This is a genomic window from Streptomyces avicenniae, from assembly GCF_000719135.1.
In the GTDB taxonomy this organism is placed as follows: domain Bacteria; phylum Actinomycetota; class Actinomycetes; order Streptomycetales; family Streptomycetaceae; genus Streptomyces; species Streptomyces avicenniae.
In genome coordinates, this window is the sequence record NZ_JOEK01000001.1 from 115,809 (window position 1) to 139,524 (window position 23,716).

The following is a 23,716-nucleotide window of genomic DNA, read 5'->3' on the forward strand; positions in this document are numbered from 1 at the left end:
CGGACTCGGCGCGGGACGACGGGACGACGGGAGGCTGACGTGATCTCCGACCAGGCACGGGACGACGCGCGACTGCTGTGGTCCTACCACCGGATGCACCACCCGCCGCGCGCGTGTTCGGTGCTGGTCGGCCTGGGCAGCCACGACCTCGGCGTCGCCGACACGGCGGTGGACCTCTACCAGGCCGGTCACGCGCCGCTCCTCGTCTTCACCGGGGCCAACAGCCCGACGACCCGGGAGCGCATGCCGCGCGGCGAGGCGGTCCACTACCGGGAGCGCGCGCTCGCGCTCGGCGTGCCCGCGTCCGCCGTCCTCGTCGAGCCCCGTGCGCGGAACACCGGCCAGAACATCACGTTCACCCGTGAGTTGCTGGCGACGGCCGGGGTCACCGTCTCCTCGGTCCTGCTGGTCACCAAGCCGTACGAGGAGCGGCGCACGTACGCGACCGCGCGCAAGCTGTGGCCGGACGTCGAGGTGGTCAGCGCGTCCACGCCCCTGGCCTTCGGCGCGTACGCGGAGTCCATCGGTGACGAGCGACTGGTCATCGACATGCTGGTGGGGGCGCTCCAGCGGCTCGTGCTCTACCCGGCCGCCGGTCATATGATCGAGCAGACGGTGCCGGGGGACGTCTCGGCGGCGTTCGACCGGCTGTGCGCCGCGGGGTTCACCAGCCGGCTCGTCCGCGCCGGGGCGGGCGGCCGGTGACGTTGCGTGGCGCGCCCGCCGCCTGCGCCGACCCCACGTGGAGGGAACCGCCGTGCCCCGTGCGTACACCCGGCTCACCGAGGCCGAACTCGCCGACGCGCTCCGGGAACTGCCCGGCTGGCGCGTCACGTCGGGTGAGCTGACGGCGCGGTTCACCGTCTCCCGGGCGGAACTGCCCTCCCTCTACCGGGAGATCAACCGCGCCGAGGACGCGGCGGACCACCACGCCCGGATCACCGTCCTCCACACGACGCTGACCGTCGCCGTGAACACCCACGCCGCGAACGGCGCCCTCACCACCCACGACACGGCGCTCGCCCGCGAGGTCACCCGCATCGCGGGCGCCCATGGGGCCGCTGCCGCCTGACCGCCCCGCCCTCCCCTGGCGTCCCGCGCCCGTTGTCAGTGGCATCACCTATCGTCACTCTCTGTGAGCGATGAGACGAGGAGCAGGGGTCAGGGGGCCAGCCCGCTGTCCCAGACATGGGCCGCGATACCGACGCGGTTGCGGGTGCCGAGCTTGCGCTGGATATGGGCGACGTGGGTCTTCGCCGTGCCTGGGGTGATGAAGAGTTCTGCGGCGATCTCGGTGTTGGTCATGCCCTGGGCGACGAGGCGGGCGACCGCGTTCTCCCGTTCCGTGAGGCGTTCGTACGGGGCGGGGGCCCGTTCGCCGACGGGGGGCCGCAGATGGCGCAGGAGACGCACCGTCACGGACGGGCTGATCAGGGCCTCACCGGAGACGGCCGCCCGTACCGCCTCGGCGAGCAGGGCGGGGCCCGAACGTTTCAGCAGGAACCCGCAGGCGCCGTTGCGCAGCGCCGTGTGCACGTACGCGTCCAGGTCGTACGTCGTCACCACGATGACGCGCGTCGCGGGGGCGAGGAGCCGGGTCACCTCAAGACCGTCCGGGCCCGGCATACGGATGTCGGCCAGCACGACGTCCGGCTCCAGCTCCGCCGCGCGGGCCAGCGCCTCCCGTCCGTCGGCCGCCTCGCCGACGACCTCCAGGTCGGGTTGCGCGTCGAGCACGATACGGAAGCCGGTGCGGACGGCCGCCTGGTCGTCGGCCAGCAGGATGCGGACGGTCATACCGGGGACGGTAACGCCCCACGGCCGCGCGGGCGTCTCCCGTTCGGCAGATGTGCGCGGGCGCGGCGGTGACCAGGGTGGAGACCGATTGGAGGTCACCACCGTGACATCGAAGACCCGCGTGCCGCTCGCCTACGCGGCGTGTGCCGCGCTGTTCCTGTACGGGGCGGCGCAGACGTACTGGTCCCTGGGCGGGGCCGGCTTCCCGTTCGGCGCCGACGACGCGAACCCCGAGTACTCCGCGTTCGAACATGTGGGGCGTGACCGGCTCGCGCCCTGGCTGGCGGCCGGATTCCTGTCCGCCAGCGTGGTCGCGGCGCTGCTGGCGCCGACCGGCCGTGGCCTGTCCCGCGTCGCGGCACGCGCGCTGTACGGGGCGACGGCCCTGTACGCGACGGCAGTCGTGTGCACGCTCACCGACTTCCGGCTCCTGGGCAACCTCGCGTACGCGCTGATGTTCCGCTTCGGGGCGATCAACTGGTCCGTGCTGAACCAGCTGTTCGCCGTCGTCGGCGTGGCCCTGCTGGTGGGCGCCGCCGTCGCGCACCACCGGCGGAGGACGGACGCGTGCGGCCGGTGCGGGCGGCGCAGTGGCGGCGCGGGCTGGGCGACACCGGAGGCGGCGGCACGCTGGGGGCGCAGGGCCGCGTACACGGCGATCGTCGTGCCCCTGTTCTACGCGGCGACGCGGTGGGCCTGGCTGTTCGGATGGCCGCTCGGCATATCGGACGAGCTGTGGGAGGAGGGCCAGGAGGACAATCTCTGGTTCTACGGCGGGCTGCTGGCCACGATGGGGGCGCTCGGTTCGCTCCTGACGCTGGGCCTGGTCCAGCGCTGGGGGGAGACGTTCCCCCGCTGGATGGTGGGCCTGCGGGGCAGGCGGGTGCCGGTCACGCTGGCGACGATCCCGGCGTCCGTGGTCGCCGTGCTCACCACGATCGCCGGGGTGATGTACATACGCCTGCACCTGACGGGTGCGTTCGACAATCCGCGCGGGGACTGGGGGGCCAGCGTGCCGGAGACGATCTGGCCGGTGTGGGGGGTGGCCCTCGGGCTCGCGACGCTGGCGTACTACCTGCGGCGGCGCGGGGCGTGCAGACGCTGCGGGCGTGGCTGAGCGCTCAGGCGTACGGGAGCCGGGCGGTGACCTGCCAGCCGCCCGTCCCGTCGGGACCTGCCGTGAGGTCGCCGCCGAGGGCGCGGGCCCGTTCGGCGAGCGCGACGAGGCCGGTGCCGCCGCGCCGGGACGTGCCGACGCGCCCGCCCGGCGCGGGCTCGTGGCCGGGACCGGCACCCGAACGAGGGCTGGGAACCGCGGCGTTGGCCACCGTGACGGCGAGCGCGGGTGACCGTCCCGTCGTCGTGTCAGGGGTGAGCGCGACGGTGACGCGGGGTGTGGCGGGCGCGTGGCGTCGGATGTTCGTCAGCGCCTCGACCACGATCCGGTGCGCCGTGGCCGCGATCTCCCGGGGAACGGCGGCGCGTTGGTCCCCGGACAGCGCGGCGTCGTGGACGACCTGGGCAGGGACGGTGGCCCGGAAGCTCACGACCGCGTCGGCGATGTCGTCGAGCCCGTGCGCCGGGTCGGTGGCGCCGAGCAGGTGGACGGTGCGGTCCGTCGTGGCGAGCGCCTGGAGACCCAGCGACTCGATGGTGCCGAGCAGCGGCAGTGTCTCGCCAGGCCGTTCTGCGCCGACGACCCGCGCGGCCTGGGCCAGGGCGACGATGCCGGAGAGGTCGTGCGCCACGAAGTCGTGGAGGTCACGGGCGAGCCGGAGCCGTTCCTCCTGCCGTGTGCGGTCCACGGCGCGGACCTCGCGTTCCTCCATGACGCGCAGGTACCAGCCCGCGCCGGTCGCGAGGGCGGCGCCGAGCGCGAAGAACGAGCACTGCTCCACGGCCTCGGCGGCGGTCGCGGGTGTCCGCACGCGCAGGGTGACGGCGGCGGCGAGCGCGCCGAGGAGCAGACACGTCGTGACGGCCGTGCGCGCGGGCACGTGCCGGGCGACGAGGAACGTCAGACCGAGCGTGGCGGCGGCCTCCACCAGCATGAACGCGCCCGCGTACGCGTCCGCGTCGGAGTGGGGCCCGAACGGCAGACTCACACCGGACACGACCAGCACGGCGCCCACGGCAGGGACGGCGCGATGCCGCAGCCGGGGCAGGGCGGCGACCGCGAGCGCGAGTACCGCGACCACCGCCGGGGCCACCACCACGGCCGCCGTGAGCACTTGGTCCATGCGAAGGACGATAATCCCGCGCTCGGCACGCGGGACGGCCGCGTATCGCCTGGGCCGGACCGCCCCCGAAAACCCTGCACGCCCTCGCGCTCCACCATGGCAGGATCCGCCCTTCGGACCGGCACGGACAGGAGCCATCCTCATGAGTCAACTTCCCCCGGGGCCAGCCCCCTTCGGCCACGGCCCGGTACCGCTGTGAGCACCGCGCCGGACGCCGCCCGCGAGCGGCCGCGCGCGACGTTCGACGGCGTCGCCGACCTGTACGACCGGGCGCGGCCCCGGTATCCGGAGCAGTTGTTCACGGACCTGGCGGAGTCGGCCGGGCTCACGCCGGGCAGCAGGGTGCTGGAGATCGGCTGCGGCACAGGACAGGCCACGGTGCCGCTGGCCCGGCGGGGATACGCGGTGACGGCCGTCGAACTCGGCGCCGGTATGGCGGCCGTGGCACGGCGGAACCTCGCGCGGTGGCCGGACGCGGAGGTGACGGTCTCGGCGTTCGAGGACTGGACGCTCCCCGCCGAGCCGTTCGACGCGGTGGTGTCGGCGACGGCCTTCGCCTGGGTCGATCCCACGGTCCGGGTGCGCAAAGCCGCGGCGGCGCTGCGGCCCGGAGGGGTGCTCGCGACGGTGGCGACGCACCATGTGGCGGGCGGGGACGACGAGTTCTTCCGCGCCTCGCAGGAGTTCTACGAGCGGTTCATCCCGTCCACGCCCAAGGATCTACGGCTCACCCCGGCCGACTCCGTGCCCCGGGACAGCGCGGAGATCGACGCGTCCGGGCTGTTCGGTCCGGCCGCCTTCCGGCGCTACCCGTGCGACATCTCGTACACGACGGCCCAGTACCTCGACGTCCTGAACACGTACTCGAACCACCTGGACCTGGTGCCCGAGGTGCGCGCGGACCTGCTGGCGTCGCTCGCCGGTCTCATCGACGGGCGGCACGGGGGAAGAATCACGAAGCGCTACCTGTTCGAGCTGCGGACCGCCCACCGCCTCGGCTGACGGCGGGACACGAGCGGGGGCGGACGGGGGCAGGCAGGCTGATTCACCCTCACGAGCGATACCGAAGCGGCTACGCACCGCTTACGGTAGACCCATGAATGGTTACTCTGAGTCAGCGAATCGGTGGCCGGGGGCACGGGACTTCCGGCGCGGCGCGCCTGCCCCCGCAATGCCGGAGGGCCCGCCCCAGGGGAGTGAGGACGGGCCCGGCAGGTGGCGCCCCGGGTCAGGCGGGGCCGCGGCGCGGCAGGGAGAGACGGGCCGGGATTCCGGTCGAGACGAGCGTGAGTGCCGTCACCGTGCCGACGATCAGCAGATAGGGGGTGAGCGCCATCGCGGGTGCGGCCTCGCCGATCATCCCCGCGCTGAAGGAGGTCAGCACGGCGAACGAGATGGCCGTCCCGAGCAGCACCGCCGTGACCGCCACCGTCAGCGCCTCCAGGTTCAGCATGCGCAGGACCTGGCGTCGCGTGGTGCCGACCTTGCGCAGCAGCCCGAACTCGCGGCGGCGGTCGGCCGTGGCCATCGCCAGGGTGTTGACGGCCGCGATGGTCGTGAAGGCCAGTACCAACCCCATTCCGAGGAACGCCACCTCGGCGCTGGTCTCGCGCTGCTGCGCCATCACGTCGGCGATGTGACCGCCGTCCCGGACCGCGAGGCCGGGGAAGTCCGCCAGGGCGGCGCCGAGCCGGTCGTCCGGCAGGTCGGTGTCGAGCAGGAGGGCGTCGGCCAGCGGGTTGTCGATGTGGGCGGCCAGCAGGTCGTGCGAGAGGGTCAGTTCGCCGAAGCCCAGCTCCCGGTCGTAGACCCCGGTGACGGTGGTGGTGACCGGCGTGCCGTCGCCGAGGACCAGGTCCAGGGTGTCGCCGGGGTGCAGGTCCTTGCTGTCGGCGATGACGGTGCTGACGGCGACGCCGTCGTCGGCCAGCCCGTCGAGCGAGCCCTCGGTCATGTCCAGGTCGAGTGTGCTGTCCAGTCCCGGGCCCGCCGTGACGCCCTGCACGGAGTACTTGTCGAGGCCGGGCGTGCGGACCGTCGAGTGCACGATCTCGGTGACGGTGGTGACGCCTTCGGTGCCGCGCAGCGCCTCGGCCGCCGCGTGCGGGACGCCCGGCCCGGCCGCCGCGATCACGCGGTCGGCGAGCACGCCGTCCCTGGCCTGCCGTTCGGCGGCGTCGCCCAGCGTCGTCTGGGTGAACACGATCGTGCAGGCCATGGCGACGAGCAGCGTCAGCGGGGTGATCACGGCGGCGAGGCGCCGCGCGCCGGCCCTGGCGTTGTGCGCGGCCAGGTGACCGGGGACCGCGGAGAGCCGCAGCGGCGCGCCGATCACCGTGAACGCGACCCGTGCCAGGACCGGGCCGAGCAGCGCGACCGCGACCGACAGGAGGAGCACCGTCAGATAGGTGACCGGGGTGGAGGCGGGCTCGACGTGCAGCAGGGAGAGGACGTAGAGCAGCACCAGGCCGCCGGCCAGGGTGAGGAATCCGGCGATCAGCCGCGCGACCGGGGTGCGGCGCGGCTCCACCGCCGCCTCGGTCAGGGCCTCGGCGGGGCGGATGCGGGCGGTGCGGCGCGCGGAGACCCGGGCGGCGAGCCAGGCGGCCAGCAGGGTCGTGAGGACGGCGGCGGCCATCGGGAAGGGGCTGCGGACCTGGCCGAGCGTCTCGGGGACGGTGCCGAGGCCGATGAAGCGGTCGAAGATCCATCCGGCCAGCGGGAGCCCGGCGATCGCGCCGAGCGGTCCGGCGACCACGCCGACGAGCAGCGCCTCGCGGCCGATCAGCCGCCGGGTCTGGCGCGGTGTGGCGGCGATGGCGCGCAGGAGCGCGAGTTCGCGGTGCCGGGCGCGGGCGGTGAGCCCGAAGGTGCCGACGACGACCAAGACGGCCACGAGGAGACCGGTGCCGCCGATCGCACCGCCCATGCTGACCAGTTGGATCCGCGCCTGGGCGGCGTCGGGGAACTCGGCCGGTCCCCGGTCCCCGCCGGTGTGGACCCGCGCGATCGTCCCGTCGAGCGCGTCCTCGATCCGGTCGGCCAGTTCGGCGGTGCTCGTGCCGGGTGCCGGGACGACGCCGATCATCGCGTCCTGGCCGGGGTGACCGGCGAGGCGGCGGGCCTCGGTGTCGGTGAAGAAGACGGCCGCCTGCTCGGTGACGTCCCCTTCGGCGACACCCGCGACCGTGTAGGTGGCGGGGGCGTCGGTGGACTGGACGGTGACCTCGTCCCCGACAGCGAGCCCCGCGCGGTCGGCGAGACCCCGGTCGAGGACGATCTCGGCGTCGGTCTCGGGGGCGCGCCCCTCGCCGATGGTGAAGGGGGTGAGGGACGCGGAGGACCAGGCGTGCCCCTGCGCCTCCGGGCCGTCCCAGGGCTGACCGGCGGCGTCGAGCGGCTCGGCGGGGAAGGTCAGTTCCGGCACGACGGACGCGGCGCCCGGCACGGCGGCGATCCTGTCGGCCGTGTCGGCGGGCAGCCAGACCCGCTCGTAGACGGGCTTCGCCTTGTGCTTGGTCTTGTCGCCCTTCTGCGTCGTGTGGTGCACGTTCTGGTCGGCCGTCACGACGACGGGGGCGGCGGCGTAGCGCTCGGTGCGGATGTCACCGCGCAGGCCGGTCTCCAGCAGGGAGCCGCAGGCGGTGACGAGGGCAGCCGCGCAGAAGAGGGCGAGGAACGCACCGGCGAATCCGGACTTGCGGGCGCGCAGGGTGGCGAGTGCGTAGCGAAGCATCAGGCCCACGCACCCAGGTGCGTCATACGGTCGGCGACGCGGTCGGCGGTGGGGGCCGCCATCTCGTCCACGATGGTGCCGTCGGCGAGGAACAGCACGGTGTCGGCGTGCGACGCGGCGACCGGGTCGTGCGTGACCATGACGACGGTCTGTCCCGACTCGTCCACGCAGGTGCGCAGCAGGCCCAGGATCTCCTTGGCGGTCACGGTGTCGAGCGCGCCGGTGGGCTCGTCGCCGAAGACGACGTCGGGGGCGGTGATCAGCGCGCGGGCGATGGCGACGCGCTGCTGCTGGCCACCGGAGAGTTCGGCGGGGTGGGCGTCGGCCTTCCCGGCGAGACCCACCCTGTCGAGGATCGCCGCGATCGCGTGCCGGTCGGGGCGGCGACCGGCCAGCCGCAGCGGGAGGCCGATGTTGTGCCGGACGGACAGGGCGGGGACGAGGTTGAACGACTGGAAGACGAAGCCGACCCGCTGCCGCCGCAGGCGGGTGAGCTGGGTCTCGTTCATGTCGCTGAGGTCGGTGTCGCCGATGGAGGCGGTCCCCGAGGTGACCCGGTCGAGCCCGGCCGCGCAGTGGAGGAACGTGCTCTTGCCGGAGCCGGAGGGCCCCATGACGGCGGTGAACGAGCCGGTGGGTATCGCGACCGAGACGCCGTCGAGGGCGCGGACGGCGGAGGCACCGCGTCCGTACACCTTGGTGACGGAGTCGAGCCGGACGGCGCTGGTCCGGGTGACGTTCTGGGTGATCATGCGGAGGGCTCCGTGTGGTCGGTGGAGACGGGGTTCTCGGGGGACTCGGGGGACTCGGAGGGCTCGGGGCCTTCGGGGGGCTGCGGGGATTCGGGGGCCGGGAAGGCGAAGAAGCGGGTGAGGACGGTGCGGGCACCGGGCGGCGTCTCGTCGTCGGGGCGCTTGAAGCGGTTCAGGAGGGCGATGTAGTCCTCGAACAGCTCCCGCATCTCGCCCGGGGTGAGGCGGATGGTGCCGCGCGAGTAGGGGACGGCGTCCTCCCACTCGTCGCCGAGGAGGTGCGACTCGCGCTGGACGGTGTCGAGGAGCCGGATGTCGGAGGCGTAGGCGAGGTGGTTCATCTCGTCCACCACCGCCCTGGTCTCCGCGTCCTGGCGGCTGCGCCGCGGTAAACGCAGGTCCTGGGCGACGGCCCGCCACCAGCGGCGCCGACCGCCGCCGGGATCACCTGGCGGCGGGTCGGCGGGCTCGACAAAGCCGTACCTGGCCAGCTCGCGCAGGTGGTAGCTGGTGGCCCCGGTGTTCAGGCCGAGGGCTCGTGCGAGGGTGCTGGAGTTCGCCGGGCCGTGCAGCGTGAGGTGCTCCAGCATCTGGAGACGACGCGGCTGGGCGAGCGCTTTCAGGGCGGCGAGGGAAGGGATGAACGGCATGTACACATGATCCTGTGCACAGAGATCTGTGCACAGCTGGCCCGCCCCCCGGTCGGGGGTGGGGTTAACCCCCCCTCCCTCTCCCGGCGGCACGGGCACGGTTCCCCTTCGTGCCGGGCACCGCCCCGGACGTCCGGGAACGATCCGGTCGCCGAGCGGCATGGGCGCACTTCTTCCCCAGGTTCGGACAGTGTTGGATGGGGTTCATGCACGACATACCGGAACGCGCCCCGAGCCCCGCCCCCCACTCAGCGCACACCTCCGGAGCCGCGAAGCCCTCCGCACGCCCCACCGCGGCGCTCGCGATGAGCGGGTCCGGCACCGACCGGCTGCTGACCGACTCGACCCTCGCCGCGCTGCGGTCGGCGACCGATCTGGTCTACCCGCCGCTGCTGGACGACTTCGGCACGCCCGAGGCCCGCGCCGTCCTGGCCGACACCGAGATCCTGGTGACGGGCTGGGGCTGCCCGCCCATCGACGCCGAGGCGCTGTCCCACGCCCCCAAGCTGCGCGCGATCGTCCACGCGGCGGGCACGATCCGCCACCACGTCACCGAGGCGTGCTGGGAACGGGGCATCCGCGTGTCGTCCGCCGCCGCGGCCAACGCCCTGCCGGTGGCCGAGTACACGCTCGCCATGATCCTGCTCGCCAACAAGCACCTGCTGGAGATCTCCGCCGAGTACAAGCGCACCCGCGCGCGGCGCGCCTGGGACGAGGAGACGCCGGGGCTCGGGAACTACGGCAGGACCGTCGGCATCCTCGGCGCGTCCCTGATCGGCCGCCGCGTCCTGGAACTGCTGCGCCCGTTCGACCTGACGCCGCTGCTGCACGACCCGTACGTCGGCGACGCGGAGGCGCGGGCCCTGGGCGCGCGGCCGGTGGGCCTGGAGGAACTGTTCCGGGAGAGCGACGTCGTCAGCCTCCACGTGCCGCTGCTGCCCGCGACGACCGGCATGGTCAACCGCGAGCTGCTGTCGGCCATGCGCCCCGGCGCGACGCTGATCAACACCGCGCGCGGCGCCGTCCTGGACCAGGACGCGCTGGCCGAGCTGGCCGCCGCCGGACGGATCAACGCGATCCTCGACGTGACCGAACCCGAGGTGCTGGCGCCAGGCCATCCCCTGTGGGACTGCGAGAACGTGCTGATCAGCCCGCACTTCGCCGGTTCCGTGGGCAACGAGGTCCACCGCCTCGGACAGCTCGCCGCCGACGAGGCGGGCCGGTACGCCGCCGGTCTCGACTTCGCCCACCCCGTGCTCCGCGAGCGGCTCAACGTCACCGCCTGAACGTCACCGCCTGAACGGCGTGGGCGGGCCCGAGGAGGCATCCCCGGTCCCGCCCACCGCACGCACTCGCCCACCGCCCCTCAGACCGGCGTGGCCACCGGCTCCGCCTCGGCGAGGTCACCCGAGTCCCCCACCGGCCCCCGTCCTCCGGCCCCTGCCGTCTCCGGCGGGGCGTCGGCCGCGCCGCCCTCCTGCCGCGCCCGGCGCGGGAGGAAGAAGCCGAGGACGAACGCGAGGACGACCAGCCCGGTGGCGAGCAGCGTGACGTCCCGCTGCGCCGAGACGAACTCCGCGACCGTGACCACGGGAGCCGCCCCCGTCCCGGCCTCGGCCGCGACCCCGGCGAAGAACACCGTGCCGAGCACCGCGACCCCCAGGCTCGCCCCCGTCTGCTGGAACGACTCCAGCAGCCCCGAGGCCGACCCGACCTCGTGATCCCGCACGTCCCCCAGCACGATGTCGAACAGCGGCACGAAGATCTGCCCCATCCCGAAGCCGTAGACGAGCAGCGGCAGCGCCAGGTCCCCCTGCCCCACGTCGGTCCCTGCCTCCCCGAGCACCACCCACACGGCCACCTGGCCGACCGCCATCAGCGCGAGCCCGAGGTGCAGCATCCGCCGCCCCAGCCGCCCCATCAACGCCGCCGCGAACCCCGACCCGAAGAACGCGCCGACCGCCAGCGGCGCCATCGTCACGCTCGCCCGCAGCGGCCCGTAGCCGAGCCCCAGCTGGAGGAAGAGCCCCAGCGTCAGCGAGAACCCGACGACCGCACCGAAGAACACGACGGTGAAGACGACACCCGAGGTGTACGACCGCAGCCGCAGCACGCTCAGCTCGACCAGCGGCGTACGCCCCGTCCGCGCCCGCCGCAGCTGCTGCGCCACGAACCCGGCCAGCGACACCACCGCGCCCGCGGCGACCGCCCACAGCCACCCGGGCCAGCCCAGCTCACGCCCCTGCACCAGCGGGAACACCATCAGGGACATGCCGGCCCCGGCCAGCAGCGCCCCCACGCCGTCCAGCCGCAGCCCGGGCCGCCCGGCGCCGCGCGGCAGCGACCGCGCCCCCGCGACCAGGGAGAACACGCCGATCGGCAGGTTGATGAGGAACACCATCCGCCACCCCGTGCCGAACACGTCGGCGTCCACCAGGACGCCCGCGACCACGGGCCCGAGGATCGTGGACAGCCCGATGACCGGGCCGAGCGCGCCGAACGCCTTCCCCAGCTGCTGGGGCGGGAAGAGGTCCCGGATCAGCCCGAACGACTGGGGGATCATCACCGCCCCGGCCAGCCCCTGCACGACCCGCGCGACGATCAGCGACTCGGGCGACCAGGCGAGCGCGCACACGACCGAGGCCGCCAGGAAGGCGCCGATGCCCAGCATCATCACGCGCCGCCGCCCGAACATGTCCCCGAGCCGCCCGCCGGTCAGCAGCCCCACGGCGAGCGCCAGGGTGTACGCGGCGGCGATCCACTGGAGGTCGGCCGTCGAGCCGTCCAGGTCCTCCTGGATCGCCGGGCCCGCGACGGTGACGACCGTGCTGTCCAGCAGGTTCATGATCATCGCGGCGAGCACCGCGAACAGGCCGAGCCAGCGGCGGTCCTGAGCCCCCTCACGGGGCGAGTTCTCGTTCATGGGCACCACGTTCCCAGCCATTCAGGAACGGTTCTTTCCGCTATACCGGCCGACAATGGCGGCATGCTGGAAACCTCCGCACGCCTGCTGCGTCTGCTGTCCCTCCTCCAGACACCCCGCGAGTGGACCGGCGACGACCTCGCCGCCCGCCTCGACGTGACCCCACGGACCATCCGCAACGACGTCGAACGCCTCCGTCGCCTCGGCTACCCCGTCCACGCCACCCGCGGCCCGGCGGGCGGCTACCGCCTCGGCGCCGGTTCCTCCCTGCCCCCGCTGCTGCTGGACGACGAGGAGGCCGTCGCCGTCGCGGTCGGCCTGCGGACGGCGGCCGGTGGCTCCCTGGCCGGGGTCGAGGAGTCGTCACTGTCGGCGCTGGCCAAGCTGGAGCAGGTGCTCCCCCCACGGCTGCGGCGGCGCGTCGCCGCGCTCGGCGCGTACACCGTCACGACGGCCCCCGCCCCGGGGCCACGCGTCCCCGCCGATCTGCTGACGCTGCTCGCGGGCGTCTGCCGTGACCGGGAGCGGCTGCGTTTCGACTACCGGACGCACGGCGACGAGGCCAGCCTGCGCGACGTCGAGCCGTACCGGCTGGTCAACCGGGGACGGCGCTGGTACCTCATCGCCTGGGACACCGGCCGGGACGACTGGCGCACGTTCCGCGTGGACCGGCTGACGCCGCGCGTCCCGACAGGCCCGCGCTTCACCCCGAGGCCGCTGCCCGAGGAAGACCTCGCCGCCTACGTCGGCCGGGGCGTGCGGCGGGCCCAGGCGCGGTTCAGCGCCCGGGTGACGGTCCACGCCCCGGCCGCGACCGTCCTCGAACGGCTCGGCTACTGGGGCCAGCCCGACCAGGTCGAGCCGCTGGACGACACGTCGTGCGCCGTGACGTTCGGCGCCGACTCCCCCGGGACGATGGCCCGGTGGCTCGCGGTCATCGACGCCGACTTCGACGTGTCGGGGACCCCGGAACTGGCCGAGGCCGTCCGCGCGCAGGCCGCCCGCTACACCCGAGCGGCCGGGCCGGAACGGAGCTGAGCGGCACGGGGCAGGGCGTACGCTGCTCGTCGTCCCGAGCATCCCGCCCCCCTCAAAGGCTGGTCCCATGCACCTCTTCGTCGCGGGCGCGGGCGGCGCCGTCGGCCGCGCCCTCCTCCCCCGGCTCCTCGCCGCGGGCCACCGCGTCACCGGCACCTCGCGCAGCGACGCGGGCGCCGAGCGGGTGCGCGCCGCGGGCGCGGAGGCGGTCCGTGTGGACGCCCTCGACGCCGCCGCCCTGCGCGAGGCGGTCGTCACGGCCGCGCCCGACGCCGTGTTCCACATGCTGACCGACCTGTCCGCCGCGGACGGGCCCGCCAACAGCAGGCTCCGCCACGAGGGCACGCGCAACCTGGTGGACGCCGCGGGCGCGGCGGGCGTCGGCCGTCTCGTCGCGCAGTCCATCTCCTGGGCCTACGCCCCCGGCCCCGACCCGGCCGGGGAGTCCGACCCGCTCGACCTCGACGCCCCCGCGACGCGCGGCGCGACCGTCGCCGCGGTGGCCGCGCTGGAGCGGATCTCGGCCGAACTGCCGCAGGCCGTCGTCCTGCGCCTCGGCCTCCTCTACGGTCCCGGCACCTGGTACGCCCCGGACGGCGCGGCGTCGGCGACGCTGCGGGGCGAGCCGGGCGCGCGGTTCCTCGGCAGCGTGACGCCCGACGCGGCGGTGAGTTCCTTCGTGCACGTGGACGACGCGGCGTCGGCCGCCGTCGCCGCGCTGGACTGGCCCGCCGGGCCGGTCAACGTGGTGGACGACGAACCCGCCGCCGCCCGTGACTGGGTACCGGCCCTCGCCGCCGCCGTCGGCGCGCCCGCCCCCGAACCGGTGGCGTCGGACGAACGCCCCGGCTGGGCCCGTGGCGCGCGCAACACCCTCGCGCGCTCCCGTGGCTGGCACCCGGGCCGTCCCACATGGCGGACAGGTTTCACTGAAGACTGAGACAGTACCTGGTGCATACAACCATCTGTTCCGTAGGCTGTGCGCATGCCGAACCGCGCCGACGTCCCCGCGCTCGCGAGCCGCGCCACCGGGGCGCCCGCATCGCCGATCCGCGGGCTGCTCGCCCTCACCGCCCGCCCCGAGGTCATCTCCTTCGCGGGCGGCCTCCCCGCCCCCGAGCTGTTCGACGCGACGGGCCTGCGCGCGGCCTACGACCGGGTGCTCGCGGAGACGCCGGAACGCGTCCTCCAGTACTCCACCACCGAGGGTGACCCGGCCCTGCGCGGCGCCGTCGCGGACCGCCTCACCGCGCGCGGCCTGCCGACGGAGGCGGACAGCCTGCTGATCACGGCGGGTTCGCAGCAGGCCCTGACCCTGCTCGCGACCACGCTGCTGGAGCCGGGCGACACCGTGCTCGTCGAGGACCCGACGTACCTCGCCGCGCTCCAGTGCTTCGCGCTCGCCGGGGCACGCCCCGTGCCCGTGCCCTCCGACGACGGGGGCATCGACCCGGAGGCGCTGGCCCGGCTGATCGAGCGCGAACGCCCGAAGCTGCTCTACGTCGTCCCCAACTTCCAGAACCCGACGGGCAACACACTCACCGCCGACCGCCGCCGCGCCGTCGCCGCCGTCGCGGAGAGCCACGGCGTGTGGATCGTGGAGGACGACCCGTACGGCGAGCTGCGCTTCGAGGGCGAGCCCGAGCCGTGGATCGCCTCCTTCCCCGAGGCGGCGGACCGCACGGTGCTGCTCGGCAGCTTCTCGAAGATCATGGCCCCGGGGCTGCGCCTGGGCTGGCTGCGCGCGCCTGAACCGCTGCGGCGCCACTGCGCGGTGGCCAAGCAGGCCGCCGACCTGCACAGCTCGACCATCGACCAGGCCGCGGCGGCACGTTACCTCCGGGACAACGACCTGGACGCGCACCTCGCACGCGTCCGCGCCGACTACCGCACGCGCCGGGACGCCCTGCTGGCCGGTCTGCCCGACGCCCTCCCGGACGGCAGCACCTGGAACCGCCCGGCGGGCGGCATGTTCGTCTGGGCACACCTGCCCCAGGGCACCGACGCGTCGGCCCTGCTCCCCCGCGCCATCGAACACGACGTCGCCTTCGTCCCCGGCACCCCCTTCTTCGCAGGCACCCCCGACACGGCAACACTCCGCATGAGCTTCACGGGCCACACACCCCCCGACATCACCGAAGGCCTACGCCGCCTGGCAAAGGCCATGTCCTGACCACTGCCTCGCCATCTCGCCGGGCAGAAGGACACTGGTGGCGGCGGATCTTCCCTCATGCGTGGTGCGGCGTGACCTGGCAGGTTGAGGTGTGTCGGCGGCGGGTGCAGGTCATGCGGTCGTGGACCGGCCCCACGACGGCTGCATCAGAGGCGGAGTCCCGCGAGCCGGGTCGGGCAGGGCGGCCGGAGACGAAGGCGGTCATGCGTGGACTGCACTATGACTGCACTGACGCTATGAGGCAGGCATGACTGCCCTCACCATCAGAGAAGTGCCCGACGACGTCGCCACGCGGGTGAAGGCTCGCGCCGCGGAAGCCGGTCAGTCCCTCCAGACCTCCCTACTCACCCTCGTCACCCGGGAAGCCACCCGGCCCACGCTCGCCTAGATCGCGCGGCGGGCCGAGCAGTACGCGACCGGTGAGATCGACAACGACGACGTGCTCGCACTGCTCGACGAAGGACGAGCAGCCCGCTGACCGTCATCGACGCCTCGGCCCTCGTCACGTTCCTCACCGACAGCGGGACCATCGGCCGGCGGATCCGCGCCCGCGTCGTCCAGGAGGACACCTGCACGCTCCCCACCTCCCGGACACGGAGGTCGCGTCCGCGCTCCTCGGCATGGCACGCGGCACGCGAAGCGGCCATCCCCAGGCTCGACAAGGCCACGCTGGACGAGCACATCAAGACGTACACCGCCCTGCGCCACGAGGCGGCACCCGCCGACCTGTCCACCTACGTCGCCCTCGCCGAGACCCTCGGTGTCCCCTTCCTCACCACGGACGCACGAATCAAGCGCGGCGTCCAGAAGCCGCGTTGCCTCATCGAGGTCATCGGCGTCGAGGAGGAGCTGACCTGGCCGCTCACGGAGTCCGGTGTCGCCCTTGCGGGGGGGGACCGGTAGCTCGGCGGGCCGTCGTGCCGGGCGTGATGTGGCGGGTCATGGCTGGTCCATGGTGCGCAGGGAGTCGGTGACGACCGCGAGGTGGTGGGAGGTGGTCCAGGCGCGCCAGTCCGTTCCGTTGCCCGCCTTCGGCCGCTCGCGGCGCGCGCACCTCGCCAACTCGCCGTCCCCCCACGACGTGTCCTCGCCGCGCGGAGGCCAGTGCTCCGAGCGGAGCAGATCACGGGCGATGGTGAAGAAGTCGTCGTTGCCCGGCAGCCTGCGGCGGGCCACCCGGACCTGCCAGTCCTCGCCGACCGTGTACCGGATGTTGGGGATGCCGCCGCGGCGGTCGGGCGGGGGCATGGCCGTGTGGCTGACGCCGTAGTCGCCGAAGTACGGCGGCGGTCCGCCGTCCGTCGCGCTCGCCACCTTGCGCCACAGCGCGGCGTCCCACCGGTGGAGCCTGTTGGGGACGTCGCCGCGCGCCAGGTTCCCAAGGGTCTGCGGGAACGCGCCCGACGCCACCACCACGGCGCGCCACGGGGCCCGCCGCGCCCGGTGCAGCGCGTCCAGCATCGGCGGGAGCGCTTCCGCCACCGCCGCGTCCCCGGACACGTGACCCGCGTCCAGGACGAGGTCAACCTGCTCGGGCGCCAGGTCCACGGCGCGCAGGGCGTCGGGTACATGGAGCGCCGCCGCCGGAGCGGCGAGCGCATCGACGCGGAGGACCGCCCCGCGCCCGTGCGCCCGCTGGACGTCACGCACCTCGGCCAGCGCTTCCGGCGGATCGTCCGCGCGGAAGACGGGGAGCAGCGCGACCGGCCAGGCCCCGAACTCCTCGCCGATCCAGGTCATCGGCCGTCCGGCCAGGACCTCGCCGACCGCGCCGTGGCGCCAGAGGTCGGCGCAGTCCACCGCGACGTCCAGCTCGGTCGGCAGCCGACTGCGGGCGTTCGTCAGGAAGGTCTCCACGCCCTTCTGCGGGCGCTCACCGTGCGCCACCTCCAGGATCGGAAGGATCCCGGCCCGCACGTCGGGCGTCATCCGCCCGAGCGCCGTGAGTTCGCCTCGTTTTCCTTTCAGGATCGGTACATACGCCATCGCCGCCCCAAGGAGCCACGCACGCACGCCCTCGCCGGAGGGATTGTTTCGAGGGTGCCTGTCGATACGTGGGGTGAACAGGGCGAGTTCAAGACATCTGTCCGAAAAGCGCGTGATCATCGGCGATGAGGACGTTCGTGCCGATCACGCCGCGGAGTTCGGCCGGGGCGAGGAGACCGAGCCGCTCGCACGGGCGGGCGTTCACCGCCCGTGCGCGACGGTCACCGGCGAGAGCGGTCCGGCGATGCGGCCGGCCGTGCGGACGACCACCGGGTGAGGGGCCGAGAGGCTGAGACAGGGCGCATCCCCGTACTTCTTCCCGCACGGGTGGACGGACGCTCGCCACGTCATGTCGTCCGCAGCCCGCGACTCCTCCTCACCGGGCGGAAGGCCGCCGTCGTGGTCACCCGGCCCGGGACAGCCCCGCCACCACCCTGCCCGGGGGCGTGCGCAGGGCCGCGCGGGTCGTGAGGAGTGTCGTGGCGACGGTCAGGGTGACGGCGGTCGCGGTCACCGTCAGCAGGATCAGCGGGGAGCCGGTCGGCAGGGGGCTGTCGGCGATGCCGAGGCTCGCGGGGACGAGGACGCACGCGGCCGTCAGGGCGCCGAGGGCCGTGCCGGAGACGGCCGTGAGGATCGCCTCGCACGTCATCATCCGCGTCACCTGGCGCCGCGTGGCGCCCACGAGGCGGTGGAGGGCCAGTTCGCGCCGCCGTTCGCCGGTCGCCAGGATCTGCGCGTTGACCAGGGCTATCGCCGCGTAGCCGACGACCATGACGACGACCAGGTAGGCCATCGACGCCTGCGTCCTGTCCTGCTCGGCCCGCGCCGCGCCGAGGGCGTCGCGGTCGGCGACCTGCAGACCTGGGTGGTCCGTGGCGAGGGCCGCGAGCGAGGCGGCCAGTGCGCCCGTGTCGGCGCCGGGCGCCGCCGTGACGAGGATCTGCGGGACGAGCCCGGTGTCCGTGTGGGCGGCGAGCAGGTCGGCGGGCAGGAGCGCCGTCTCGTAGCCCCGGCGGCCGTCCACCGTCGCGACCAGGACGGGCGTCACGCGGCTCCCGTCGCCCAGGCGCATCGGGACGGCGTCCCCCAGGCGACGCCCCTCCGCCAGCGCCCGGGGAAGGGCGACGGTGTCGCCGCGCAGCGCGCCGAGGTCGCCGTCCACCGCGCGGAACGCGGTCGTCGCCTCGACCGCACCGGCCGTCACGCCGCGCAGCGCCACCTCGGTCGGCTGCGGCCCGGCGTCCTCCCCTTCCTCCCCGCTCTCCCCGCCCCGCGACGCGGCCAGCGGCTCGTCCGGCTCGATCCAGCCGAGCCCCGATATCTGTGCCGACGCCGCGCCGACGCCCGGCAGCGCCGCGACCGCCCCCACCGTGTCGAGCGGCAGCCCGCCCGCCCCGGCCGTCACGACCAGGTCGGCGCGCAGGCTGGCGTCGAACGCCTCCCGCGCACCCGCCGCCTGCGTCGTGTGGAGGTACACCAGCGACAGCGCCAGGCCGGTCGCGAGCATGACCGGCATGACCGCGTTCGCCGTCCTGGCGGCCCCGGCGCGCGCGTTGAGCGTCGCGAGGTCGCCCGCCAGGCCGCCCGCCGCCCGCATCGGCCGCCGCAGCACGGCGGTGAAGGCCCGGGACAGGACGGGCCCCAGCAGCCCGAACCCGGACGTCCACAGCAGCGCCGCCGGAGTCGCCACGCTGTCCGCGTCGGGCCCTGGCGTCCGTGCCGTGACGACGGCCAGCGCCGTCCCGCCGCCCAGGCAGGCCAGCGCCGCGATCAGCCGGACGACGCCGAACCGCGCGCGGTCCGCCGTGACGTCGGCCAGCGCCTCGACCGGACGCGTACGCCCCGCCGCGCGCGCCGCGAGGAAGGCGGCGCACAGGGCGGTGAGCAGCGCAGTCCCCGCCCCGGCGATCAGCGGCACGGCGCCGGAGCGGTACGCGATCGACGCGGGCACCACGCCGTTGTCGGCGAAGGTGGCGAGCAGCCACTCACCCACCCTCGGGCCGGGGACGCAGGCCAGCGCCGTGGCGAACACGGCCAGGACCGACGTCTCGACAAGGATCATCCGCCGCACCTGACGCGGCGTCGCGCCGATCGCCCGCAGCAGCGCCATGTCCTGGCGCCGCCGCCGCAGCGACAGGGAGACGGCGCCCGCGACCGCGAAGACGGTGACCAGGGCGGCCAGCCCGCCGAACGCCGCCGCGAGCGGCACCAGGTCCTCGCCCTCGGCGAGGACGGCCGGGTCCTCGGCGCGCCCGCGCGCGTCGCCGTCCAGCACGGTGACCCCGCGCCCGGCGAGCCGGTCCCGCAGCGCGTCGGCGACCGCGCCGACGTCCGCGCCCGGCGCGGTGAGCACGCCGATGGCGTCCACGGTGCCCGGGTGGCCCGCGAGGCGCGCGGCCTCCGCGTCGGTGAACAGGACGCCCGCCGCCGCGCCGGGCCCCGAGGCCAGCCCCGAGACGGTGTACGTGTGCCGGACGCCGCCCGCCACCAGGCCGAGCCGGTCGCCGGGGCGCAGGCCCGCACGGGCCGCGAGCGCGTCGCCGACGACGACCGCGCCGTCCCCGGTGGGCCGCGCGCCCTCGGCGAGCCGCAGGGGCGCGAGCCGCGCCACCGACCAGCCGTGCCCGGTCGCCTCAAGACCGTCCGTGCCGTCCGTACCCTCGGTGGCCGCCGTGCGGTCCTCCGCCGGGAGCAGGACGGGGAAGGACACGTCAGGCAGCGCGGCGGCGACGCCCGGCACGGCCGCCACCTCGTCCACCAGCGCGGCGTCCGTCCGCACGCGCCCGGGGAAGACGACGTCCGCCGCGGTGCCCGCGTACCGCTGGTCGTCGGTCACGACCAGCGGGGCGGCGGCCAGGCGCTCCGGCGGCGCGGCGAGCCGCACGCCCGTCTCCAGCAGGCCGCCTGAACCGATGACGAGCGCGGCCCCGAGGAACAGCGCGACGAACGACGCGGCGAAGCCGCCCTTGTGGAAGCGCAGGGTGCGCAGCGCGATCCCGATCACCGTGCGGCCTCCGCCCCGGCCGTGACAGCGCTCCCGGCGGCGGCGTCGCGCCACGCGCCCAGGCGCGTCATCCGCGCGGCGACGCGGTCGGCCGTGGGCGCGTCGAGCGAGCCCGCGAGCCGCCCGTCGGCGAGGAAGAGCACGCGGTCCGCGCGGGCGGCGGCCACCGGGTCGTGCGTGACCATGACGACGGTCTGCCCGGCCTCCTCGACGGCCTCGCGCAGCAGCCCGAGGACCTCACGGGCGGTCGTGCTGTCGAGCGCGCCCGTCGGCTCGTCGCCGAACAGGACGGCGGGCCGGGTGACGAGGGCGCGCGCCACGGCGACGCGCTGCTGCTGGCCGCCCGACAGCTCGCCGGGCCGGCTGTGCCGCCGGTGGCCGAGGCCGACGCGCTCCAGCACCTCGCGCACGGCACGCCGGTCGGGGCGGCGGCCCGCCAGCCGTAGCGGCAGGGTGACGTTGTCCGTCACGCTCAGCGCGGGCAGCAGGTTGAACGCCTGGAAGACGAAGCCGATCCGCTCGCGCCGCAGCTCGGTGAGCGCCCGCTCCCGCAGCGGGCCGAGCGCCACGCCGTCGAGGTGGACGGCGCCCGACGTCGGCCGGTCGAGCCCGGCGGCGCAGTGCAGGAACGTGCTCTTCCCCGAGCCCGACGGGCCCATCACGGCGGTGAAGCTGCCGCGCCGCAGCGCGACGCTCACGCCGTCGAGCGCGGCCACCGGCCGCCGCGCGTCGCCGTACACCTTCCGCACGTCGTCGAGGCGGACGACCACGTCAACGTCCGCGTCCACGTCCGCGTCGCGGGGCGGTTCCGAGGGGGCCGAGGGGGTCTGACCTGGGGATATCGTCATGTCCCCATGCTGTCGGCCGGGGCGGGGCGGCCGACAGCCCCGGCCGGTTGAACTTGGGGTCCACCGGCCGGTGGACCCCGCCCGCCCGCCGCCATCAGAAGGCCGCTTCGTCCAGGTCCATCAGCGACAGGTCGGTGCGCTCCGCCGCCTCGCGGGCCAGCGCGACGTTCGGCAGGACGGTCGCCGCGAAGTGCCGCGCGGCGGCGATCTTGCCCGCGTAGAACGGCTGGTCCTTCGTGCTCGCGCCCGGCAGCTTCGCCGCCGCCACCGCCGCGCCGCGCAGCAGCAGGTAGCTGACGACGACGTCGCCCGCCGCCATGAGGAACGGCGTCGTGTTCAGCCCCACCTTGTAGAGGGAGCGGACGTCCTTCTCCGTGCCTGCCAGGTCCGTCAGCAGCACGCCCACCAGGCGCTCCAGCTCGCCGACCGCACGCGTCAGCTGCTCCCGCGCGCCCGCCAGCTCGGCGCCGCCCTGCGCCTCGGCCAGGAACTTCTTGATCTCCTCGGCCAGCGACGTCAGCGCCACGCCCTGGTTGCGGACGATCTTGCGGAAGAAGAAGTCCTGGCCCTGGATCGCCGTCGTGCCCTCGTACAGCGTGTCGATCTTGGCGTCCCTGATGTACTGCTCGATCGGGTACTCCTGGAGGTACCCGGAGCCGCCCAGCGTCTGGAGCGACTCGGCGAGCTGCTGGTAGGAGCGCTCCGAGCCGTAGCCCTTGAGCACGGGCAGCAGCAGGTCGTTCAGCGCCTCGTCGGCCGAGGCGTCCTCACCTGCCGACTCCTTGACGAGGATCGCGTCCTGCACGCACGCGGTGTAGAGGACGAGCGCGCGCATGCCCTCGGCGTACGCCTTCTGCGTCATGAGGGAGCGGCGGACGTCCGGGTGGTGCGTGATGGTGACGCGCGGCGCGCTCTTGTCGGCGAACTGCGTCAGGTCGGGGCCCTGCACGCGCTCCTTGGCGTACTCCAGCGCGTTGAGGTAGCCGGTGGACAGCGTGGCGATGGCCTTGGTGCCGACCATCATGCGGGCGAACTCGATGATCTTGAACATCTGCCGGATGCCGTCGTGTTTCTCGCCGAGCAGCCAGCCGCGCGCCGGGGTGCCGTGGGCGCCGAACGTCAGCTCGCAGGTGTTGGAGATCTTGAGGCCCATCTTGTGCTCGACGTTGGTGGCGTAGACGCCGTTGCGCCCGCCCAGCTCGCCGCTGTCCCAGTCGAAGTCGTACTTCGGGACGATGAACAGCGACAGGCCCTTGGTGCCGCTGCCGTGGCCCTCGGGGCGTGCCAGCACGAAGTGGATGATGTTGTCGGAGAGGTCGTGCTCGCCCGAGGTGATGAAGCGCTTCACGCCCTCGATGTGCCAGGAGCCGTCCGGCTGCGGCAGGGCCTTCGCGCGGCCCGCGCCGACGTCGGAGCCCGCGTCCGGCTCGGTGAGCACCATGGTGGAGGCCCAGCCCTTGTCCACCATGAGCTGCGCGATCTTGCCCTGCTCCTCGGTGCCCTCGTCGTACAGGACGCGGCCGAAGGTCGGGCCTGAGCCGTACATCCAGATCGCCGGGTTGGAGCCGAGGATGTTCTCGCCCGCCGCCCAGACGAGGGAACGCGGCGCCGTCAGCCCGCCCAGTTCCTCGCCGATGCTGAGCCGCCACCACTCCGCGTCCATGTAGGCGCGGTAGCTCTTCCTGAACGACTCGGGCAGCGGCGCCGTGTGCGTCTCCGGGTCGAAGACGGGGGGTGTGCGGTCGCCCTCGACGTACGAGGCGGCCAGCTCGTTCTCGGCGAGGCGGGCGATCTCCGCCAGCATGCTCCGGGCGGTGTCGGGGTCGGTCTCCTGGAACGGCCCGGTGCCGTACACCGTCTCGCGGCCCAGGACCTCGAACAGGTTGAACTCGATGTCGCGGAGATTCGACTTGTAGTGACCCATGGCGGCGACTCCGTAGATGTCGGTGCGGTGCGCGTGCGGCGGCCGGGCTTTCGTACCGGCAGGTAACACCCATAGTGCTACCCGCCGGTAATAAGAAGCAAGCGGAAACGAGTCAAGTGTGGGTCAGTACTCTTACCGGCATGTACGGCTACGACAACCAGTCGGCCTATCAGGGCCAGCAGCAGCCCTACGGGGAGCAGCAGCCGCTCGCCGGGTACGGGGGTCAGCAGCTCTATCCGGAGCAGCAGCAGCCCGCAGGTCCCGCCGCTCCGCCCGCCCCGCCGTCGCTCGCCGACGCCCTGCGCGCGTACACCTCGGGCGCCATGTCGAGCGAGGAGTTCCACGACCTCTTCCTCGGCGCCAAGATCTACTGCCCGCGCGGCGAGAACCCCGGCTTCCTCGCGCTGCACACGACGCAGCAGCCGGTCATCCCCCTGTTCTCGTCGCTCAAGGAGCTGCGGCGCTACGCGGGCAAGGAGTCGCGCTACTTCACGGTCACGGGCGGCGAGGTCCTGGACCTGCTGCCGACCGGGTACGGCTTCGCGCTCGACATGGAGGGCGAGCACCGGCTCGTGCTGGACGCGGAGTCGGTCGAGGAGATGGTGGACTACACGATGCGCCGCATGTACGGCTGAGGCGCGC

General features: G+C 74.2%; 20 protein-coding genes. 10 read left to right on the forward strand and 10 right to left on the reverse strand.

From position 1 onward, the window contains the following. The first annotated feature begins 39 nt into the window (after window positions 1-39). Together IF27_RS00580 and IF27_RS00585 are read left to right on the forward strand one after the other, a co-directional pair. Complete coding sequence (locus tag IF27_RS00580) at window positions 40-705, forward strand: YdcF family protein (RefSeq protein WP_052847231.1); 666 nt, start codon at window positions 40-42, stop codon at window positions 703-705. 52 nt (window positions 706-757) lie between these two features. Continuing rightward, on the forward strand, window positions 758-1,072 hold the full coding sequence (locus tag IF27_RS00585; RefSeq protein ID WP_052847232.1) for a 4a-hydroxytetrahydrobiopterin dehydratase: 315 nt from the start codon (window positions 758-760) through the stop codon (window positions 1,070-1,072). A gap of 89 nt (window positions 1,073-1,161) precedes the next feature. Here the strand turns inward: IF27_RS00585 and IF27_RS00590 are convergent, their stop codons facing one another. After that, window positions 1,162-1,797, reverse strand: coding sequence for a response regulator (locus tag IF27_RS00590; protein WP_052847233.1), 636 nt, complete (start codon window positions 1,795-1,797; stop codon window positions 1,162-1,164). A 103-nt stretch (window positions 1,798-1,900) separates the two neighbouring features. Between IF27_RS00590 and IF27_RS00595 the strand changes: the two genes are divergently transcribed. After that, the gene (locus IF27_RS00595; protein WP_190232741.1) at window positions 1,901-2,914 is read left to right on the forward strand and encodes a hypothetical protein; all 1,014 of its coding nucleotides are present in this window, start codon (window positions 1,901-1,903) and stop codon (window positions 2,912-2,914) included. A gap of 4 nt (window positions 2,915-2,918) precedes the next feature. On the opposite strand, the gene IF27_RS00600 is transcribed toward IF27_RS00595, so the two are convergent. Further along, window positions 2,919-4,037 (reverse strand): sensor histidine kinase, encoded by a 1,119-nt coding sequence (locus tag IF27_RS00600; RefSeq protein WP_110945400.1) that lies wholly within the window; start codon window positions 4,035-4,037, stop codon window positions 2,919-2,921. 195 nt (window positions 4,038-4,232) lie between these two features. On the opposite strand from IF27_RS00600, the gene IF27_RS00605 reads away from it, so the two are divergent. Next, window positions 4,233-5,039: a class I SAM-dependent DNA methyltransferase gene (locus tag IF27_RS00605; protein WP_052847236.1), complete on the forward strand. Its 807-nt coding sequence runs from the start codon at window positions 4,233-4,235 to the stop codon at window positions 5,037-5,039. 226 nt (window positions 5,040-5,265) lie between these two features. On the opposite strand, the gene IF27_RS00610 is transcribed toward IF27_RS00605, so the two are convergent. From IF27_RS00610 to IF27_RS00620, 3 genes are read right to left on the reverse strand one after another with little or no spacing between them, the layout of a single operon-like run. Further along, window positions 5,266-7,773, reverse strand: a complete 2,508-nt coding sequence (locus tag IF27_RS00610) for an ABC transporter permease (RefSeq protein ID WP_190232742.1) — start codon at window positions 7,771-7,773, stop codon at window positions 5,266-5,268. Further along, on the reverse strand, window positions 7,773-8,525 hold the full coding sequence (locus IF27_RS00615) for an ABC transporter ATP-binding protein (protein WP_052847238.1): 753 nt from the start codon (window positions 8,523-8,525) through the stop codon (window positions 7,773-7,775). The genes IF27_RS00610 and IF27_RS00615 overlap by 1 nt, the downstream gene beginning before the upstream one ends. Continuing rightward, window positions 8,522-9,175, reverse strand: a complete 654-nt coding sequence (locus IF27_RS00620; protein ID WP_052847239.1) for an ArsR/SmtB family transcription factor — start codon at window positions 9,173-9,175, stop codon at window positions 8,522-8,524. Before IF27_RS00620 ends, IF27_RS00615 begins: the two co-directional genes overlap by 4 nt. Before the next feature lie 305 nt (window positions 9,176-9,480). Here IF27_RS00620 and IF27_RS00625 point away from each other — a divergent pair, with 305 nt between their 5' ends. Next, window positions 9,481-10,461 carry a hydroxyacid dehydrogenase gene (locus IF27_RS00625; RefSeq protein WP_052847859.1) on the forward strand — a complete coding sequence of 327 codons (981 nt, stop codon included), beginning with the start codon at window positions 9,481-9,483 and terminating at the stop codon, window positions 10,459-10,461. Window positions 10,462-10,541: 80 nt separating this feature from the next. Here the strand turns inward: IF27_RS00625 and IF27_RS00630 are convergent, their stop codons facing one another. Then, window positions 10,542-12,119 carry an MFS transporter gene (locus IF27_RS00630; RefSeq protein WP_110945402.1) on the reverse strand — a complete coding sequence of 526 codons (1,578 nt, stop codon included), beginning with the start codon at window positions 12,117-12,119 and terminating at the stop codon, window positions 10,542-10,544. A 42-nt stretch (window positions 12,120-12,161) separates the two neighbouring features. On the opposite strand from IF27_RS00630, the gene IF27_RS00635 reads away from it, so the two are divergent. The 4 genes from IF27_RS00635 to IF27_RS31350 all read left to right on the forward strand — a co-directional run bounded on the left by IF27_RS00635 (window position 12,162) and on the right by IF27_RS31350 (window position 15,697). After that, entirely contained in the window at window positions 12,162-13,136 is a 975-nt protein-coding gene (locus IF27_RS00635) for a helix-turn-helix transcriptional regulator (protein ID WP_052847240.1), read from the forward strand. Between the two features lie 67 nt (window positions 13,137-13,203). Continuing rightward, a complete protein-coding gene (locus IF27_RS00640) occupies window positions 13,204-14,076 on the forward strand; it encodes an NAD-dependent epimerase/dehydratase family protein (protein WP_052847241.1) in 873 nt (290 codons plus the stop codon). 45 nt (window positions 14,077-14,121) lie between these two features. Further along, entirely contained in the window at window positions 14,122-15,309 is a 1,188-nt protein-coding gene (locus IF27_RS00645; RefSeq protein ID WP_052847242.1) for an aminotransferase-like domain-containing protein, read from the forward strand. A 247-nt stretch (window positions 15,310-15,556) separates the two neighbouring features. After that, on the forward strand, window positions 15,557-15,697 hold the full coding sequence (locus tag IF27_RS31350; RefSeq protein WP_223290855.1) for a FitA-like ribbon-helix-helix domain-containing protein: 141 nt from the start codon (window positions 15,557-15,559) through the stop codon (window positions 15,695-15,697). 551 nt (window positions 15,698-16,248) lie between these two features. On the opposite strand, the gene IF27_RS00655 is transcribed toward IF27_RS31350, so the two are convergent. From IF27_RS00655 to IF27_RS00670, 4 genes are all read right to left on the reverse strand, one after another. Beyond that, window positions 16,249-17,295, reverse strand: a complete 1,047-nt coding sequence (locus IF27_RS00655) for a beta family protein (protein ID WP_190232743.1) — start codon at window positions 17,293-17,295, stop codon at window positions 16,249-16,251. 403 nt (window positions 17,296-17,698) lie between these two features. Then, window positions 17,699-20,302, reverse strand: coding sequence for an ABC transporter permease (locus tag IF27_RS00660; RefSeq protein WP_190232744.1), 2,604 nt, complete (start codon window positions 20,300-20,302; stop codon window positions 17,699-17,701). Continuing rightward, complete coding sequence (locus IF27_RS00665) at window positions 20,299-21,150, reverse strand: ABC transporter ATP-binding protein (protein WP_110945404.1); 852 nt, start codon at window positions 21,148-21,150, stop codon at window positions 20,299-20,301. Before IF27_RS00665 ends, IF27_RS00660 begins: the two co-directional genes overlap by 4 nt. 94 nt (window positions 21,151-21,244) lie before the next feature. Then, a complete protein-coding gene (locus IF27_RS00670; RefSeq protein ID WP_052847246.1) occupies window positions 21,245-23,074 on the reverse strand; it encodes an acyl-CoA dehydrogenase in 1,830 nt (609 codons plus the stop codon). Window positions 23,075-23,214: 140 nt separating this feature from the next. Here IF27_RS00670 and IF27_RS00675 point away from each other — a divergent pair, with 140 nt between their 5' ends. Next, complete coding sequence (locus IF27_RS00675; RefSeq protein ID WP_052847247.1) at window positions 23,215-23,709, forward strand: SseB family protein; 495 nt, start codon at window positions 23,215-23,217, stop codon at window positions 23,707-23,709. The last annotated feature ends 7 nt before the right edge of the window (window positions 23,710-23,716 follow it).

What these genes read in the sequence shown, in the direction of transcription:
- IF27_RS31350 (WP_223290855.1), top strand. Translation starts at nt 15,557, where the DNA reads ATGACTGCCCTCACCATCAGAGAAGTGCCCGACGACGTCGCCACGCGG.
- IF27_RS00610 (WP_190232742.1), bottom strand. Translation starts at nt 7,773, where the DNA reads ATGCTTCGCTACGCACTCGCCACCCTGCGCGCCCGCAAGTCCGGATTC.
- IF27_RS00630 (WP_110945402.1), bottom strand. Translation starts at nt 12,119, where the DNA reads ATGGCTGGGAACGTGGTGCCCATGAACGAGAACTCGCCCCGTGAGGGG.
- IF27_RS00655 (WP_190232743.1), bottom strand. Translation starts at nt 17,295, where the DNA reads ATGGCGTATGTACCGATCCTGAAAGGAAAACGAGGCGAACTCACGGCG.
- IF27_RS00590 (WP_052847233.1), bottom strand. Translation starts at nt 1,797, where the DNA reads ATGACCGTCCGCATCCTGCTGGCCGACGACCAGGCGGCCGTCCGCACC.
- IF27_RS00670 (WP_052847246.1), bottom strand. Translation starts at nt 23,074, where the DNA reads ATGGGTCACTACAAGTCGAATCTCCGCGACATCGAGTTCAACCTGTTC.
- IF27_RS00615 (WP_052847238.1), bottom strand. Translation starts at nt 8,525, where the DNA reads ATGATCACCCAGAACGTCACCCGGACCAGCGCCGTCCGGCTCGACTCC.
- IF27_RS00620 (WP_052847239.1), bottom strand. Translation starts at nt 9,175, where the DNA reads ATGCCGTTCATCCCTTCCCTCGCCGCCCTGAAAGCGCTCGCCCAGCCG.
- IF27_RS00635 (WP_052847240.1), top strand. Translation starts at nt 12,162, where the DNA reads ATGCTGGAAACCTCCGCACGCCTGCTGCGTCTGCTGTCCCTCCTCCAG.
- IF27_RS00665 (WP_110945404.1), bottom strand. Translation starts at nt 21,150, where the DNA reads ATGACGATATCCCCAGGTCAGACCCCCTCGGCCCCCTCGGAACCGCCC.
- IF27_RS00625 (WP_052847859.1), top strand. Translation starts at nt 9,481, where the DNA reads ATGAGCGGGTCCGGCACCGACCGGCTGCTGACCGACTCGACCCTCGCC.
- IF27_RS00675 (WP_052847247.1), top strand. Translation starts at nt 23,215, where the DNA reads ATGTACGGCTACGACAACCAGTCGGCCTATCAGGGCCAGCAGCAGCCC.
- IF27_RS00600 (WP_110945400.1), bottom strand. Translation starts at nt 4,037, where the DNA reads ATGGACCAAGTGCTCACGGCGGCCGTGGTGGTGGCCCCGGCGGTGGTC.
- IF27_RS00645 (WP_052847242.1), top strand. Translation starts at nt 14,122, where the DNA reads ATGCCGAACCGCGCCGACGTCCCCGCGCTCGCGAGCCGCGCCACCGGG.
- IF27_RS00640 (WP_052847241.1), top strand. Translation starts at nt 13,204, where the DNA reads ATGCACCTCTTCGTCGCGGGCGCGGGCGGCGCCGTCGGCCGCGCCCTC.